The organism is Pseudomonas sp. (genome assembly GCF_035554175.1).
Lineage (GTDB): Bacteria > Pseudomonadota > Gammaproteobacteria > Pseudomonadales > Pseudomonadaceae > Aquipseudomonas.
Genome location: NZ_DATMIV010000050.1, coordinates 192974 through 208878 on the forward strand (window position 1 = coordinate 192974; position 15905 = coordinate 208878).

General features: G+C 60.5%; 15 protein-coding genes. 6 read left to right on the forward strand and 9 right to left on the reverse strand.

The window, feature by feature from the left end:
* Positions 1-122: 122 nt before the first annotated feature.
* The 7 genes from VNV36_RS22290 to VNV36_RS22320 form a co-directional block, all read right to left on the reverse strand.
* Positions 123-998 (reverse strand): NAD(P)-dependent oxidoreductase, encoded by an 876-nt coding sequence (locus VNV36_RS22290; RefSeq protein ID WP_325720600.1) that lies wholly within the window; start codon positions 996-998, stop codon positions 123-125.
* Positions 999-1152: 154 nt separating this feature from the next.
* Complete coding sequence (locus VNV36_RS22295; protein WP_325720602.1) at positions 1153-1926, reverse strand: enoyl-CoA hydratase; 774 nt, start codon at positions 1924-1926, stop codon at positions 1153-1155.
* Between the two features lie 15 nt (positions 1927-1941).
* Positions 1942-3069 (reverse strand): acyl-CoA dehydrogenase, encoded by a 1128-nt coding sequence (locus VNV36_RS22300; RefSeq protein ID WP_325720604.1) that lies wholly within the window; start codon positions 3067-3069, stop codon positions 1942-1944.
* A gap of 128 nt (positions 3070-3197) precedes the next feature.
* Positions 3198-4391 (reverse strand): acetyl-CoA C-acyltransferase, encoded by a 1194-nt coding sequence (locus tag VNV36_RS22305; RefSeq protein WP_325720606.1) that lies wholly within the window; start codon positions 4389-4391, stop codon positions 3198-3200.
* A 12-nt stretch (positions 4392-4403) separates the two neighbouring features.
* On the reverse strand, positions 4404-5165 hold the full coding sequence (locus VNV36_RS22310) for an SDR family NAD(P)-dependent oxidoreductase (RefSeq protein ID WP_325720608.1): 762 nt from the start codon (positions 5163-5165) through the stop codon (positions 4404-4406).
* Positions 5166-5183: 18 nt separating this feature from the next.
* A complete protein-coding gene (locus VNV36_RS22315) occupies positions 5184-6848 on the reverse strand; it encodes an AMP-binding protein (protein WP_325720610.1) in 1665 nt (554 codons plus the stop codon).
* Between the two features lie 295 nt (positions 6849-7143).
* Positions 7144-8160, reverse strand: coding sequence for an AraC family transcriptional regulator (locus VNV36_RS22320; RefSeq protein WP_325720612.1), 1017 nt, complete (start codon positions 8158-8160; stop codon positions 7144-7146).
* 290 nt (positions 8161-8450) lie between these two features.
* Between VNV36_RS22320 and efeU the strand changes: the two genes are divergently transcribed.
* From efeU to efeO (VNV36_RS22340), 4 genes are read left to right on the forward strand one after another with little or no spacing between them, the layout of a single operon-like run.
* Entirely contained in the window at positions 8451-9290 is an 840-nt protein-coding gene (gene efeU, locus VNV36_RS22325) for an iron uptake transporter permease EfeU (protein ID WP_325720614.1), read from the forward strand.
* A gap of 8 nt (positions 9291-9298) precedes the next feature.
* Entirely contained in the window at positions 9299-10498 is a 1200-nt protein-coding gene (gene efeO / locus VNV36_RS22330; protein WP_325720616.1) for an iron uptake system protein EfeO, read from the forward strand.
* A 15-nt stretch (positions 10499-10513) separates the two neighbouring features.
* The gene (gene efeB / locus VNV36_RS22335) at positions 10514-11812 is read left to right on the forward strand and encodes an iron uptake transporter deferrochelatase/peroxidase subunit (protein ID WP_325720618.1); all 1299 of its coding nucleotides are present in this window, start codon (positions 10514-10516) and stop codon (positions 11810-11812) included.
* 26 nt (positions 11813-11838) lie between these two features.
* Positions 11839-12663: an iron uptake system protein EfeO gene (gene efeO / locus VNV36_RS22340; RefSeq protein WP_325720620.1), complete on the forward strand. Its 825-nt coding sequence runs from the start codon at positions 11839-11841 to the stop codon at positions 12661-12663.
* Between the two features lie 105 nt (positions 12664-12768).
* Here efeO (VNV36_RS22340) and pssA read toward each other — a convergent pair whose 3' ends face one another.
* Entirely contained in the window at positions 12769-14112 is a 1344-nt protein-coding gene (gene pssA / locus VNV36_RS22345; RefSeq protein WP_325720622.1) for a CDP-diacylglycerol--serine O-phosphatidyltransferase, read from the reverse strand.
* 214 nt (positions 14113-14326) lie between these two features.
* Here pssA and VNV36_RS22350 point away from each other — a divergent pair, with 214 nt between their 5' ends.
* Positions 14327-14890, forward strand: coding sequence for a TetR/AcrR family transcriptional regulator (locus VNV36_RS22350; RefSeq protein ID WP_325720938.1), 564 nt, complete (start codon positions 14327-14329; stop codon positions 14888-14890).
* 54 nt (positions 14891-14944) lie between these two features.
* A complete protein-coding gene (locus VNV36_RS22355) occupies positions 14945-15424 on the forward strand; it encodes a nuclear transport factor 2 family protein (RefSeq protein WP_325720624.1) in 480 nt (159 codons plus the stop codon).
* 154 nt (positions 15425-15578) lie between these two features.
* Here the strand turns inward: VNV36_RS22355 and VNV36_RS22360 are convergent, their stop codons facing one another.
* Positions 15579-15782: a hypothetical protein gene (locus VNV36_RS22360; protein WP_325720626.1), complete on the reverse strand. Its 204-nt coding sequence runs from the start codon at positions 15780-15782 to the stop codon at positions 15579-15581.
* Positions 15783-15905: the final 123 nt, after the last annotated feature.

The window sequence follows — 15905 nt, forward strand, 5'->3', positions numbered from 1 at the left end:
AGCTTCCCTGGCAGGCTGGGGATAGCGCCTTGCAGTGCAAAAGATCGCAGCCTTCGGCAGCTCCTACAGGAGAGCGCATTCCAATGTAGGAGCTGCCGAAGGCTGCGATCTTTTGATCTTTTTCAATCCTGCCCGGACCGCCGAATCGCCCTCACCCCCAGCGCCGCCAGATCACGCTCCCCCTCGCCCAACGCCACCGCATCGAGCAAGTTGTCGCGCAGCACACTGGCCACCGGCAACGGCACATGATTCGGCTCGCCGGCCTTCAACGCCAGCCCGACATCCTTCAAACCCAAGCGCAAGGTAAACCCGGCACCCTCAGTCTCCCGCTCGGCAATCTTCGGCCCGTAAACCCTATAAGCCGGTGCTGCGAACAGGGTGTTGGTAATGAACTCGACAAAATCGCTATTGCCCACGCCATAACTCTGGGTCAACGCCATTGCTTCGCCGGTGGCTTCGATGGCGCTGATCAGCATCATGTTGATGGCGATCTTGAGGATGGCGGCGTTGACCGGGTCTTCGCCCATCGGCCAGGTTTTCTGCCCCATCACATCCAGCAGCGGCTGAACCCGGGCAATCGCGGTGGCCGGGCCGCCGACGGCGATGTTGAGCTTGCCGGCCTCGGCCAGATCGTTGCGTCCGAATACCGGGGCGGCAATCAGTTTCGCGCCGACGCTTTCATGCAGCGCTGCCAGCTCTTTGATGAACTCGACCGACAGTGTGGCCATGCTCAGGTGAATCAGCCCCGGTTTGCTCGAGGCCAACGCGCCGCTGTCGATCAGCACCGCGCGTGTCACCGCGTCGTCGGCGAGCATGCTGATCACCACTTCGGCATCGAAGGCTTCGCCGGGATCGCCGGCGGCCGTTGCGCCCTGCCTGACCAGTTGTTCGACGGCAGGCTGGCTGCGGTTCCACACCCGCACTTCATGCCCGGCCTTGAGCAGGTTGGCAGCCATGCCCTTGCCCATGGAACCCAGCCCGATAAATCCGATACGCATGTTGACCTCCGCTCTTGATGTGCAAGAAGGTCAACAGACTAGCGCTAGTGAGTGGGCCTTTAAAAGCTTCGCGAGCAGGCTCGCTCCCCCATTGGACGGTGAAGATCCCTGTGGGAGCGAGCCTGCTCGCGAAAGCGCCAGCCCGAACGCTACATCACTTTCCTTGAAACACCGCCTCCCGCTTTCCAACAAACGCCGCCATCCCTTCCTTCTGATCCTGGGTGGCAAACGCGGCGTGAAACACCCGACGCTCAAATCGCACGCCTTCGCTCAGGTTGACCTCGAACGCACGGTTGACGCTCTCCTTGACCATCATCGCAATCGGCAGCGACTTGCCGGCAATCACCGCCGCGACTTTCAGCGCTTCATCAAGCAATTCGTCGCTCGGCACGATGCGCGCAACGATGCCGCAGCGCTCGGCTTCCACGGCGTCGATCATGCGCCCGCTCAGGCACATTTCCATGGCTTTGGCCTTGCCTACCGCGCGGGTCAGGCGCTGGGTGCCGCCCATGCCCGGCAGCACGCCGAGGTTGATTTCCGGCTGACCGAATCTGGCGTTATCGCCGGCCAGAATGAAGTCGCACATCAACGCCAATTCACAACCGCCGCCCAAGGCAAAACCGTTGACGGCGGCAATGATCGGCTTGCGTCGGTTGGCCACGCGGTCGCTGTCGCTGAACAGATCATCCATGTAGATCTGCGGATAAGTCAGCTCGGCCATTTCCTTGATGTCGGCGCCGGCGGCGAAGGCTTTTTTCGAACCGGTGAGGACGATGCAGCCAATGTTCGCATCGGCTTCCAGCGCATCGAGGGCATGGTTCACTTCGCGGACCAGTTGCGCGTTCAGGGCATTGAGCGCCTGTGGCCGGTTCAGGGTGATCAGGCCAACGCGGTCACGGATTTCCAGCAGAATCGTTTCGTAAGTCATGAATAAAATTCCTTGTCAGAGATTGCGCGAAATGACCATGCGCTGAATGTCGCTGGTGCCTTCGTAGATCTGGCAGACGCGCACGTCGCGGTAGATGCGTTCCAGCGGGAAGTCGTTGAGGTAACCGTAACCGCCGAGGGTTTGCAAGGCCATGGAGCAGACCTTCTCGGCCATTTCCGAGGCGAACAGCTTGGCCATCGATGCCTCGACCAACGCCGGTTGGCCGCTGTCGCGCAGGGAAGCTGCGTAATGCACCATCTGCCGGGCAACGGCAATCTGCGTGGCCATGTCGGCGAGGCGGAAAGCGACCGCCTGATGCTCGATGATCGGCTTGCCGAAGGTGTCACGTTCGCGGGCGTAGTCGCGGGCAGCTTCGAATGCGGCGCGGGCCATGCCGACGGCTTGCGCGGCGATACCGACGCGGCCGCCTTCGAGGTTGGCCAGGGCGATCTTGTAGCCCTCACCCTCCTCGCCCAGTCGATTGGCGACCGGCACTTTCAGCTCTTCGAAGAGGATCTGGCAGGTATCCGAGGCATGCTGGCCGAGTTTGTCTTCGACCCGCGCGACCTTGTAGCCCGGCGAGTCGGTCGGCACGATAAACGCGCTGATCCCACGTTTGCCGGCATTCGGGTCAGTTACGGCAAACACGATCACGATGCCGGCATTCTGTCCGGAAGTGATGAACTGCTTGCAACCGTTCAATACGTAGTGGTCGCCCTCCAGCCGCGCGCGGGTTTTCAGGCTGCTGGCGTCGGAACCGGCCTGCGGCTCGGTCAGGGCGAAGGCGCCGAGCATGGCGCCGCTGGCCAGCGGTTTGAGAAAGCGCTCGCGCTGGTCGTCATTGCCGAACTTGAGAATCGGCACGCAACCGACCGAGTTGTGCACGCTCATGATCGTCGAGCAGGCTCCGTCGCCAGCGGCGATCTCCTCGAGAGCCATGGCGTAGGCCAGATAGCCGGTCTCGCAGCCGCCCCACTGCTCCGGCACGAGCATGCCGAAAAAGCCCAGTTCGGCCATCTCGGCGATGGCGTCCCTGGGGAAACGGTGCTCGCGATCCCACTCGGCGGCGAACGGCTTGAGCCGCTCCTCGGCAAACTGCCGGGCCATGTCGCGGATCTGGGTTTGGTCTTGGTTGGGGATCATGGTGATTCCTTGATTGTAGGAGCTGTCGAGTGCAACGAGGCTGCGATCTTTTGATCTTGATCTTGAAAGCAAGATCAAGAGATCGCAGCCTCGTTCCACTCGTCGGCTCCTACAAGGATTTGTGTGGGTCAGTAGAGGCATTCCACGGCCATCGCCGTGGCTTCGCCGCCGCCAATACAGATCGCCGCGATGCCGCGCTTGAGCTGTTTCTGCCGCAGCGCCGCCAGCAGCGTCACCAGAATCCGCGCTCCCGACGCACCGATCGGATGGCCCAGCGCGCAGGCGCCGCCATGCACGTTGAGCTTGTCATGGGGGATTTCCAGGTGAGTCATCGCCGCCATGCCGACCACGGCAAACGCTTCGTTGACTTCGAACAGATCCACCTGATCCAGCACCCACCCGGCCTTATTCACCAGTTTCTTGATCGCTCCAATCGGCGCGGTGGGAAACAGGCCTGGGGTGTCGGCGAATGCAGCATGGCCATGAATCACCGCCAGTGGTTTGAGGCCCAATCGCTGCGCGTGAGATTGACGCATCAACACCAGCGCCGCCGCGCCGTCGGAGATGGAACTGGAGTTGGCCGCCGTCACCGTGCCGCCCTCGCGGAATGCTGGTTTGAGCGAGGCAACTTTGTCGAGTTTGGCTTTCGGTGGTTGCTCGTCGTTGCTGATGACAACCTGCTCTTTGCCGACGGTCACCGTCAGCGGAACGATTTCGTCCTGGAAGCTACCGTCCTTGATCGCTTGTTGCGCGCGCGTGGTCGAGGCGATGGCGAAAGCGTCCTGCGCTTCACGGCTGAAGCCGTTGGTCTCGGCGCAATCTTCGGCGAAGGTGCCCATCAGGCGGCCCTTGTCGTAAGCGTCCTCAAGGCCGTCGAGGAACATCGAGTCGAGCACGCGGCCATGGCCCATGCGGTAGCCGGCGCGGGCACGATCAAGCAGGTACGGCGAGTTGGACATGCTCTCCATACCGCCGGCAACCACCACATCGGCACTGCCGGCGAGGAGCATGTCGTGGGCCATGATGGTCGTCTGCATGCCCGAGCCGCACATCTTGTTCACAGTGGTGCAGCGCGTCGATTTATCCAGCCCGGCACCCAACGCGGCCTGGCGCGCCGGGGCCTGGCCGAGGCCGGCGGGCAATACACAACCGAACAGCACTTCATCGACCGAATCGCTGGCGACGCCAGCGCGCTCGACCGCAGCCTTGATCGCAGCAGCGCCGAGTTGCGGAGCAGTGAGACTTTTCAGCTCGCCCTGGAAACCGCCCATCGGGGTGCGGACGGCGCTGACGATGACAATCGGATCGTTGGAAAGGCTCATGACAAATCCTCCTTACTTGGCGGCCATGCGCAAGGCGCCGTCGAGACGGATCACCTCGCCGTTGAGCATGCTGTTTTCGATGATATGGCGAACCAGCGCGGCGTACTCGGCCGGCTTGCCCAGACGCGGCGGGAACGGCACGCCAGCGGCCAGCGAGTCGCGCACTTCCGCGGTCATGCCGGCCATCATCGGCGTTTCGAAAATGCCTGGGGCGATGGTCATCACCCGAATGCCGAAGCGCGCCAGTTCACGCGCGGCCGGCAGGGTGAGGCTGGCGATCGCACCTTTCGACGCCGAGTACGCGGCTTGGCCGATCTGGCCGTCGAATGCCGCGACCGAGGCGGTGTTGATGATCACCCCGCGCTCGCCGTCGGCATTCGCTTCGCTCTCGGCAATCGCCGCCGCGGCCAGGCGGAGCATATTGAAACTGCCGATCAGGTTGACGTTGATCACCTGGGCAAAACTGCTCAGCGCGTGCGGGCCGTTCTTGCCGAGAATCTTCTCGCCGCGAACGATGCCGGCGCAGTTGATCAAGCCGTTGAGGCTGCCAAATGCGGCGATGGTCGCTTGCACAGCGGCTTCGGCGGCGGCTTCGTTGCTGATGTCGGCGACCACGCTTTGTGCGCCGAGGCGCTGGGCCTGAGCGGCGACCGCTTCGGCGTTCATGTCCACCAGCATCACTTTCGCGCCGGCACTGACCAGCAATTCAGCGCTGGCCGCGCCGAGGCCGGAGGCGCCGCCGGTGACGATAAAAACCTTGTTCTCGATCTGCATGACGGTGTTCCCTTGGATTCAAGCTGAAACGTTGTGCGCCGCGGCCTCTTGAGCCTTGGCGATTTCCTGGTTGCGCAAGATAAAGCGCTGCAATTTGCCACTCGGGGTCTTGGGCAATTCGCTGACAAATTCGATTTCACGCGGGTACGAATGCGCGGCCAGGCGCTTGCGCACATGTTGGCGCAGCTCTTCGGCCAGCTCCGGCGCGGCGCGGTACTGCGCACTCAACACCACAAAGGCTTTGACCAGCTCGGTGCGCTCCGGGTCGGGTTTGCCGACGACCGCCGCTTCAATCACGGCCGGGTGTTCGATCAATGCGCTTTCGACGTCGAACGGGCCGACGCGGTAGCCGGACGTGGTAATCACGTCATCGCTGCGGCCGACGAAACTTATACTGCCGTCCGGATTCCATTCGACGGTATCGCCGCTCAGGTAGTAGTTGCCGACGAAGGCTTTGGTCGGCGCCCCTTCATAGCCGCCGAACCAGCACATCGGCGACTGCGGCCGGTCGATGGCGAGAATGCCGGGCTGGCCGACGCCGAGTTCGTTGTACTGCTCATCGAGTACGACGATGCGGTGGCCCGGCGAGGCGAAACCGGCCGCGCCAATGTGTACCGGGTGGTCGAGGCCATGGTGATTGCACAGCACCATGCCCAGCTCGGTCTGGCCGTAATGGTCGTGAATGACCACATTGAGGTTGTCGGCGAACCAGCGAATCACTTCCGGGTTCAACGGCTCGCCGGCGCTGCTGACGATGCGCAGCTTGCCTTTTATCGATTTGGCGAATTCCTCGCCGCCGGCGATCAACAGACGATAGGCGGTGGGCGAGCCGGTGAGATTGCTGATGCCGTATTTGTTGATCACTCGGCAGGTGCTTTCGAGGGTAAACGGGCCATCGTAGAAGGTAATGGGATGACCCAGTGCCATCGGCCCGGTCACACCGAAATAAATGCCGTAGGCCCAGCCCGGATCGGCGACATTCCAGAAGGCGTCTTCGGGGCGCAGATCCACCGCATCGCGGGTATAGCTCTGGAAAGCGACGATGGCTTTGAGCGGCACCGACAATGCTTTCGCCGGACCGGTGGTGCCCGAGGTGAACATCAGCAGGAACGGATCTTCGCCGGTCAACAACAGCGGTTCGCACAGATTGGAATGGTTGGCCAGCTCGGCCCAGAAACTGAAATCGCCGCGAACGATGCCCTGACCTTTAACGCCGCCAACCGTGACCACGGTCGGGCAATCGTTGACTTCACTGAGCTTCGGACGATTGACGGCGTCGGTCACCACCACTTTCGCCCCGGAACTGTTCAGGCGATGTTCGAGAGCCTTGGGACCGAACGCGGTAAACAGCGGTTGATACACCGCGCCAATGCGCCAGGTAGCGAATACGGTGATCAGTAATTCGACGTTGCGCGGCAGCAGGCCGGCGACTTTGTCACCCTTCTGCACGCCTTGGGCGAGGAGGAAATTGGCGAAGCGCGCGGCCTGGTTCTGCAGCTCGGTGAAGGTGTAGGTCGCGCTGGAGCCGTCGCGGCCTTCCCAGAACAACGCAATACGCCCAGGCAATGCGTGGCGATCGCAGCATTCGACGCAGGCATTCAGAGCCGCTAGCGTGCCGCTGAGCGACGCGTCGACGGTGTGCTGATAATTGAACTGTTCGGTGGCAGACAAGTAATCGCGCATTGCCAGAATCCCTCGGTGTTTTTCTTAGGCTGGGAACCGTAAACAACACAGGGATAGTCGCGCCGCGCGGGGCTTGGGGCAATGGTCAAAGCCATCAAAGTGGCTGACTGGTTTGAACAAGGCGTTGGGGCCGCATCCCCTGTAGGAGCTGACGAGTGCAACGAGGCTGCGATCTGTTGATCTTGATTTTCACCACCAGATCAAGATCAAGATCAAAAGATCGCAGCCTTCGGCAGCTCCTACAGGGGGCCGCATTCCAGAAAGTCGGAGCGAGCCTGCTCGTGAAAGCGTCGGGTCAGACAACCTCATTCAGGATCAGTGTCCGGTAATGCCCCGGATTCGATCCGGACCATTTGCGAAACGCCTTGTAGAACGAACTCGCATCGGCAAAGCCCAACCGTGTCGCGATCTCGACAAAACTGATCGAAGGCTCCGCCAGCCAGGTGATTGCCAATTCCTTGCGCACGCTGTCCTTGAGCCCTTGGTAAGTCTGCCCTTCCTCGGCCAGGCGGCGACGCAGGGTCGAAGCGGACATGCACAGTTGCTGGGCCAGCGCTTCGGTTTCCGGCCATAGCTCGGCGGGCAGTTGCCGCAGATCCTGCTTGATCCGGCTGGCAAGGCTGTCGGGGTCGCGGTATTTGACCAGAATGTTCGCCGGCGCCTGGGCGAGAAAGCGCTTGAGCTCTTCCGGGCTGCGTTTGATCGGCAGGTCGAGGCAGTCGGCGGAAAAGATCATTCGTGTACGCGGACGGTCGAAACGCAGGTTTTCCGAAAACATCACTCGGTAGTCTTCGATGAAATCCGGTGCGGCGCAGCGCAATTCGATAGCCAGAATCGGAATTCGTCGCCCGGCCAGCCAGCAGGCCACGCCGTGAACGATCATCCAGTAAGTGAAATAAGTGAAAGCTCGGCGCGGTTCGGCATCGTCCTCGAGCAGAACGATTTCGGCGAGGCTTTGCTGGTGCACCAGTTGCGCGGGCAAGCGTTCAAGCATCAGCGAGAGAAAATTCAGCCCCGTGTCCAGCGCCGCCGCCAGCGTCGGTTGCGCCATCGCGCTGCGACACAGAAACGCGAGGCTGCCGGACTTGAGCTTGCGCGGGTCCATGCCGAAGAACTCGTCATCGCCGCGCCGGGCCAGCAAGCGCCAGAGCTTGGCGTATTGCGAGGCTGGCACCCTACCCTCGTCAGCCATGAGCAAAGCCGGATCAATGCCGACTTTGCTCAATGCCTCATCGGTGGCGGCGCCGGGGGCGCAACTCTGCAGCAGCGCTTGGCGCACCAGTTGAATGGCAATGGTGTCTTTTTCCGCCATGGAGCGAGATGAGCCTTATTGTTTTTTGGATGGTGGGCATCTTACCTCAGCTGCTGAATTCACCGCAGGGCCAATGTGGGAGCGAGCTTGCTCGCGAAAGCGGTGTGTCAGACATGGAAATGTCACAGGCATAGCGCATTCGCGAGCAGGCTCGCTCCCACAGCGAATACGGTGGTTCAAACATCGCAGCTGTTCAGCTCGCGTTCAGCTAAATGTCAATGAATGCCATTTGGGAATGAGTGTCATTATGTTACAACTTAGCCACCTATCTAAATCGCTGTGGTTGCCGAATGCTCGTTCCCTTTTTGATCATGCTGCGCGAAGGCATTGAGGCCGCGCTCATTGTCGGCATCATTGCCGGTTACCTGCAGCAGACCGGCCGCGGCCAATGGATGCCGGCGGTATGGATCGGCGTTTTCCTTGCCGCCGCCCTCGCCCTGCTGGTAGGCGGAGGGCTGGAACTGGTCAGTGCCGAATTCCCGCAAAAGCAGCAGGAACTGTTCGAAGGTGTGGTCGGTTTGGTAGCGATGGGGATTCTCAGTTCGATGGTGTTCTGGATGCGCAAGGTCGCGCGGTCGATCAAGCATTCGCTGCAGACCTCGCTGGACCAGGCGCTGACCGCGTCGAAACACCAGGTCATCGCACTGATCGCCATGGTGTTTTTCGCAGTTGCTCGCGAAGGCCTGGAAACCGTGTTCTTCCTGCTCGCCGTGTTCCAGCAGAGCGAAGGCCCGGGCGCGCCGATCGGCGCCCTGCTCGGCATGATTCTGGCGGTGATAGTCGGTCTGCTGATCTACAGCGGCAGCCTGCGCCTCAATCTATCGGCGTTCTTCAAGTGGACCGGTTTGTTCATCCTGGTGGTCGCCGCCGGGATTCTCGCCAATTCGGTGCAGGCGCTGCATGAAGCCGGGCTGTGGAATCACCTGCAAACCGTGCTCTTCGACTTCAGCGCGACGCTGCCGATGGACAGCCCGCTGGGCTCGGTGCTGGCCGGCATGTTCGGTTATCAGGATGCGCCGACCGTCAGCACCCTCGGCGCGTATCTGATTTATCTGCTGGTGGCGCTGGTGATGTTCTTCCTGCCCGCGCCCCGCCAACCGGCGCCAACGACTACTGTTTCCAGCCAATAAGGGCACCCATGTCTAACACTGAAAATTCTCAGGCTGCGCCTGCGCGCGCATTGCGCTGGGCGCTGGCCGGTTCGGTGGTGCTGATGACCGCCGCCGGCGGGCTGTTCTGGTACGCCTCGCACATGGCCGCGGCCAAGCGTCAGCTCAACCATGACGAAATCGTCGTCAACATTCATCCGCACAGTTGCGAGCCGAATGCCCTTACGGTGCCGGCCGGCCGCGCCAGTTTCCGCATCGTCAACCGCTCCGAGCGTGCAGTCGAATGGGAAATTCTTGACGGCGTGCTGGTGGTCGAAGAACGCGAAAACATTGCGCCGGGCCTGAGCCAGGTGATCAATGCCAACCTGCAGCCGGGCGACTACGCGATCACCTGCGGCTTGCTCAGCAACCCGCGCGGCACCTTGCACGTCACCCCGACCGCAGCCTCCGATGCGGCCGCCAGGGCCAAGCCATCGATGGTCGCTTTCGTCGGGCCGTTGTCGGAATTTCGCGTGTATCTGGCCGTTCAGGGCAGCGCCCTGATCAAAGCAGTGACGGCGCTGAATCAGGCGATCGCCGTTGGCGACCTGAAACAGGCGCAAGCGTTGTATCTGCCGGCGCGTGCTGCCTATCAACGCCTGGCCCCTGCGGCGCAACGTCTGGCCGAGCTGGACAATCACATCAATGCCCGCGCCGATTACTTTGAAAAACGCGAGCAGGATCCGGCCTTCGTGGGCTTCCATCGCCTCGAATATGCCCTGTTCCAGCAGCGCAGAATCGATGACCTCGCGCCGATCGCCCAACGCTTGCTCAGCGACGTTACCGCACTCAGACAGCAGTTGCTCGCGCAGCCCCTGCCACCGGAGCAACTGGTGAGCATCGTCGTGCGCAACCTCAACAGCGTTGCCGACGTGCGTGCCGTCAGCGGTGAAGAAGAACGCTACAGCCACAGCGATCTCAACGGTTTTGCCGGCAACGCGCAAACCGCGCACAAGATCGTCGACCTGCTGCGGCCAATGCTGAGCAAATCCGCAGCTGACTTGCTACCGAAGATCGACCAGGCGCTGGCCGATTTAGACAGCCAGCTCATCGCTTTCAAGTCCGGCGAAGGTTACGTCAGTTACGCCACGGTGCCCGCCGCGCAACGCCAACAGATCGCCGACAAAGCCAAAGCTCTGGCCACGGCGCTGGATGGCATCGATCCCGCCCTCGGCCTCTCCGGCCTGTAAGCAGAAGACGACCCGATGAACGATTCAGAACCTCTCAACCTGCAACGGCGCCGTGTGCTGATGGGCATGGGCGCCGCCGGTGTTGCCCTGGCCGGATCGGCCCTGAGCTGCCCGGCCATGGCCGCCGCGCCGGCGCAAGTCACCGAAGCGCCAAGCAGCGACAAGACCCAGGACCGCCATGATTTTCACGGTGTGCATCAGGCCGGCATCGTCACCCCGCGCCCGGCCTCGGGCATGCTGGTGGCATTCGATGTGCTGGCCACGGATCGCGAAGATCTCGAGCGGCTGTTCCGCACTCTCAACGAGCGCATCGCCTTTCTGATGACGGGGGGCCCGGTAGCACAGATCGACCCGAAACTGCCGCCGCCGGATTCCGGCATCCTCGGCCCGGTGGTCACCCCGGATAACCTGACCATCACCGTTTCGGTCGGTGAATCGTTGTTCGACGAGCGTTTCGGCCTGGCGGCGGTAAAACCCAAGCGTCTGCAGCGCATGGTCGGTTTCCCCAACGACGCACTGGATGCCGATTGCTGCCATGGTGACCTGAGCCTGCAGTTCTGCGCCAATACCGCCGACACCAACATTCACGCCCTGCGTGACATCGTCAAGAACCTGCCTGACCTGCTGCTGGTGCGCTGGAAACAGGAAGGCAGCGTACCGCCGCAAGCTCCGGTGAAACCCGGTGTACCGGCGCAATCGGCGCGCAACTTTCTGGGTTTTCGCGATGGTTCGGCCAACCCGGATTCCAATGACGCCAGGGCCATGGACCGCATCGTCTGGGTGCAACCGGGCAGCGATGAGCCGGCATGGGCCGCCCACGGCAGTTACCAAGCGGTGCGCATCATTCGTAACTTTGTCGAGCGCTGGGATCGCACGCCGTTGCAAGAGCAGGAGAGCATCCTCGGCCGGGTCAAGAGCAGCGGCGCGCCGATCGGTGGCCACAGCGAAAGCGAAGTGCCGGATTACAGCAAAGACCCGGCCGGCAAGCTGACCAGACTCGACGCGCACATTCGTCTGGCCAACCCGCGCACTGCCGCCAGTCAGGCCAACCTGATTCTGCGCCGACCGTTCAACTACTCCAACGGCGTCAACAAGAACGGCCAGCTCGACATGGGCCTGCTGTTCATCTGCTACCAGGCCGATCTGGAAAAAGGCTTTATCACCGTGCAGACCCGCCTCAACGGCGAACCTCTTGAGGAATACCTCAAGCCGGTCGGTGGCGGTTACTTCTTCACCCTGCCAGGGGTTACGGGCGATCAGGATTTCATCGGACGCTCGTTGCTGGCTGCCACTTCCCACAACAAAACCGCATGACGACCCACCGACACTGGAGCCGCCCCATGAAAAAAACGCCACTCGCGTTATTGCTGACCCTTGGTTTGCTCAACACCCCACTGTCGGCGTTCGCCGCCACCGCCCCGCTGGACCTGGTCGGGCCGGTGTCGGATTACAAGATTTACGTCACCGAAAAACTCGATGAACTGGCCAGCCATACCCAACAGTTCACCGATGCAGTAAAGAAAGGCGATCTGGTCACCGCGCAGAAGCTCTACGCGCCGACACGGGTTTATTACGAGTCGATCGAACCGATTGCCGAGCTGTTCAGTGATCTCGATGCGTCGATTGACTCGCGCGTCGACGACCACGAAAAGGGTGTGAAAGCCGAAGACTTCACCGGGTTCCACCGCCTCGAGTATTCATTGTTCGCGGAGAAATCCACCAAGGGCCTGGATGCCTTGGCCGACGGTTTGAATAAAGACGTGCAGGATCTGCAAACCCGCGTTGCCGGTCTGACCTTCCCGCCAGAGAAAGTCGTCGGCGGCGCTGCGGCGCTATTGGAAGAAGTCGCGGCAACCAAGATTTCCGGCGAGGAAGACCGCTACAGTCACACGGACCTGTACGACTTCCAGGGCAATATCGACGGCGCAAAGAAGATCGTCGATTTGTTCCGGCCGCAGATCGAACAGCAGGACAAGGCATTCGTCGCCAAGGTCGACAAGAACTTCGCCACGGTCGACAAGATCCTGGCCAAGTACAAGACAGCGGATGGCGGGTTTGAAACCTACGACAAGGTCAAGGACAACGACCGCAAGGCGCTGGTCGGGCCGGTGAATACGTTGGCGGAAGATTTGTCGATGATGCGCGGGAAGCTGGGTCTGAACTAGTTTTTTAGCGTCTGGTCTGACCCCTTCGCGAGCAAGCTCGCTCCCACATTTGGAATGCATTTCCCTGTGGGAGCGAGCTTGCTCGCGAAAGCAATTCCGGACGCGCTAGAGAATCCGGTAGAGCAACCGCTCGATCCTCACCCGGCTCACCCGCTTGAGAAACTTCGCCACCCCCGCCGGGTAATCCGGCAGTGTCTCCAGCGTCTGGAAACTGTCGATCCGCGTGGTATGGCGAAAGATGTTTTCCAGCTCCTTCGCCCGTGGCTCCAGCCATTCGCCTCGCGGATCCTCGATCAGCAGCGCGTTTTCCAGATCCAGGCGGAATGCGCGCGGGTTGAGGTTGTTGCCGGTCAGCAAGGTGTAACGCTGGTCGATCCACATACCCTTGAGGTGATAGGTGTTGTCGCCATCGCGCCACAGGTGCAGGTTCAACTGACCGCTGTCGATACTGCGCTGATGGCGTTTGGCGAAGCGGCGCAGGCTGATTTCGTACAGATACGGCAGCGCGGCAATCACTTTGAACGGCTCACTCGGCGGAATGTAGAAATCGTTGGCAGTCTTGTCGCCGACCACGATGTCGATCTTCACCCCACGCGCCAGCGCGCGATTGATCTCACGGATCACGCCCAGCGGCAGGTTGAAATACGGCGTGCAGATGGTCAGCTGTTGTTGCGCGCTGGCGATCAGTTCAAGGATCGCCCGGTTCAGCGCGTTGTTCTTGCCGACGCCGAGCAGCGGTGTGACTGACAGCCCTTCTTTGTCCGTGCTGCCGGCACCGGTGTCGTAAGTAGCGTATTTGAGGCGGCTGCGCAGGTCGCCGATGTCGTTGCGCAGGCTGCGTGTGCTCGGCAGGTTCGGCAGGTCGAGGCGATGCACGGCTTTGGATTCGATCAGGCCATGCTTGACCAGATGGTGCATCGAATCCGCCAGCTCGCGACTGTGCAGGACGTGATATCGATCGAAGCGGTACTTGTCGAGTTTGTGCAGATAGACGTTGTTCAGGCTGGCGCCGCTGTAGACCACGTTGTCATCGATCACGAAGCCTTTGAGGTGCAGCACGCCAAACAATTCGCGGGTCTGCACCGGCACGCCGTAGATCGGCACTTCGCTCTGATGCGTGCGGGTCATCTCCTGATACCAGGCGGCGTTGCCCGGCTGCTTGCCCGCGCCGATCAGGCCGCGCTGCGCACGCAACCAGTCGACCACCACGGCGATTTCCAGCTCGGGACGCTTGAGCTTGGCCGCGTGCAGGGCATCGAGGATTTCCTGGCCGGCTTCGTCCTGCTGCAGGTACAGCGCGACGATATAGATGCGCTGGGTCGCTGCGGCGATTTGCTCGAGCAGGCAGCGTCGGAATTCGGCAGCACTGGACAGAATGCTGACCGCCTCGGCGGTCAGCGCGAAGCTGCGCAGTTTGGGCAGCAGAGAACGTTTGAAAAGCAACGGCATAAGGCTCGCAAGGTTCGATTCCGAAGAGTTTGAGAGCTTACACCATCGTCTGCGTCGGGTCTCGTCAGTGTCGGTAGCGGCCCCTTCGCAAGCAGGCTCGCTCCCACAAAGAAACGCATTCCCTTGTGGGAGCGAGCCTGCTCGCGAAAGCGATCTGACAGGAGTTAAAAATAGGCGCTTGACCAAGGAGAACAAACGTTCTACTGTTCGCCACATGAACGAAATCACAAGCAACGACACACGCGACATCATTCTGGATGTCACCGAAAAGTTGATCTACAAAAGTGGCATCGCTGCCACCAGCATGGATCTTCTGGTGAAAACCGCCGGCGTCTCCAGAAAAAGTATTTACCGTTATTTTGCCGACAAGGACGCGCTCGTTGTCGCCGCCCTGCAAAGGCGCGATATCCGCTGGATGCACTGGTATAGAAATGCTGTCGTTCAGGCCGAAACTCCGGCCGGTCGCCTGCTGAATCTGTTTACCGTGCTCAAGGACTGGTTCGACTCGGACGGCTTTCGCGGCTGCGCCTTTATCAATACCAGCGGCGAAACCGGTGACCCACAAGACCCGGTGCGACTGGTCGCCAAAGAACACAAACAGAAGCTCCTCGATTACGTGAGCGAGCTGTGTACCGAATATGGTGCCGAGGATCCGCAATTGTTGGCCAGACAGTTGCTGATTCTGATTGAAGGTGCCATTACCGTAGCGCTTGTGATGGGTGATCACAGTGCCGCCGATAATGCGCAATGCATGGCGCGAAAGTTATTGGGCCTGTAACTCTGATAAGCCGGAATCGTTGTTTATTTCATCAAATGAATCAGGAGATTGAATATGTCTACTGCAGCCCAGGTACGCCCGCCATTGCCACCGTTCAACCATGCTTCAGCCATCGAGAAGGTGCGCCTGGCCGAAGATGGCTGGAACACCCGCGATCCAGAAAAGGTCTCGCTCGCCTACACCCTCGACACCAAATGGCGCAATCGCGCCGAATTCGCCAACAACCGTGAGGAGGCCAAAGCTTTCTTGACACGTAAATGGGCGAAAGAACTGGATTATCGCTTGATCAAAGAACTCTGGGCCTACTCCGATACGCGCATCGCCGTGCGTTACGCCTATGAATGGCACGACGATTCGGGCAACTGGTTCCGCTCGTACGGCAACGAGAACTGGGAGTTCGATGAAAACGGCCTGATGTTCCAGCGCTATGCCTGCATCAATGACATGCCGATCAAGGAAAGCGAGCGCAAATTCCATTGGCCGCTGGGCCGCCGTCCGGATGATCATCCGGGTCTGACCGAACTCGGCCTGTAAATTCACATAAATCCCCTGTGGGAGCAGTTAGCCTGCTGGCGATAGCGGATCGTCATTCAACAAATGTGTTGAATACGCGATCGGCATCGCCAGCAGGCCTGTCCCTATCAGTTTTCCTGACCGGTTACCATGTCGAGCCCCACCTGTCCTTGCCTTAATATTCCGCAGTTTTTTCCTCCCAATCAAAATTCGGATCCGTCTCATACTTGTAGGTAACCGTTGCCGAGTGTGATTCCGGGTGAATCTGAACCTTCGTAATCACCAGGATCTTTCCAGCCTCAGTTCGGTGTTTGATCGCTTTGTCCCGAGCGTCTTGTTCGGTTCCGGCAGTTCCGTGCAGGTCAACAATGATTTCCATCACCCATTCTCCTTTAAGTGCTTTTCCCTCGCACAACAGCGAGAAGGGTCAATGCTCGCTTTCCATACAAAATCTGGCACCTGTTAAACCTGACAGTTTTTTATATTGATTCGAACTAGCCAC

Bases quoted from the DNA above. Each gene is read 5' to 3' on its own strand.
- VNV36_RS22290 (WP_325720600.1), bottom strand. From the start codon at position 998: ATGCGTATCGGATTTATCGGGCTGGGTTCCATGGGCAAGGGCATGGCT.
- VNV36_RS22295 (WP_325720602.1), bottom strand. From the start codon at position 1,926: ATGACTTACGAAACGATTCTGCTGGAAATCCGTGACCGCGTTGGCCTG.
- VNV36_RS22300 (WP_325720604.1), bottom strand. From the start codon at position 3,069: ATGATCCCCAACCAAGACCAAACCCAGATCCGCGACATGGCCCGGCAG.
- VNV36_RS22305 (WP_325720606.1), bottom strand. From the start codon at position 4,391: ATGAGCCTTTCCAACGATCCGATTGTCATCGTCAGCGCCGTCCGCACC.
- VNV36_RS22310 (WP_325720608.1), bottom strand. From the start codon at position 5,165: ATGCAGATCGAGAACAAGGTTTTTATCGTCACCGGCGGCGCCTCCGGC.
- VNV36_RS22315 (WP_325720610.1), bottom strand. From the start codon at position 6,848: ATGCGCGATTACTTGTCTGCCACCGAACAGTTCAATTATCAGCACACC.
- VNV36_RS22320 (WP_325720612.1), bottom strand. From the start codon at position 8,160: ATGGCGGAAAAAGACACCATTGCCATTCAACTGGTGCGCCAAGCGCTG.
- efeU (WP_325720614.1), top strand. From the start codon at position 8,451: ATGCTCGTTCCCTTTTTGATCATGCTGCGCGAAGGCATTGAGGCCGCG.
- efeO (WP_325720616.1), top strand. From the start codon at position 9,299: ATGTCTAACACTGAAAATTCTCAGGCTGCGCCTGCGCGCGCATTGCGC.
- efeB (WP_325720618.1), top strand. From the start codon at position 10,514: ATGAACGATTCAGAACCTCTCAACCTGCAACGGCGCCGTGTGCTGATG.
- efeO (WP_325720620.1), top strand. From the start codon at position 11,839: ATGAAAAAAACGCCACTCGCGTTATTGCTGACCCTTGGTTTGCTCAAC.
- pssA (WP_325720622.1), bottom strand. From the start codon at position 14,112: ATGCCGTTGCTTTTCAAACGTTCTCTGCTGCCCAAACTGCGCAGCTTC.
- VNV36_RS22350 (WP_325720938.1), top strand. From the start codon at position 14,327: ATGAACGAAATCACAAGCAACGACACACGCGACATCATTCTGGATGTC.
- VNV36_RS22355 (WP_325720624.1), top strand. From the start codon at position 14,945: ATGTCTACTGCAGCCCAGGTACGCCCGCCATTGCCACCGTTCAACCAT.
- VNV36_RS22360 (WP_325720626.1), bottom strand. From the start codon at position 15,782: ATGGAAATCATTGTTGACCTGCACGGAACTGCCGGAACCGAACAAGAC.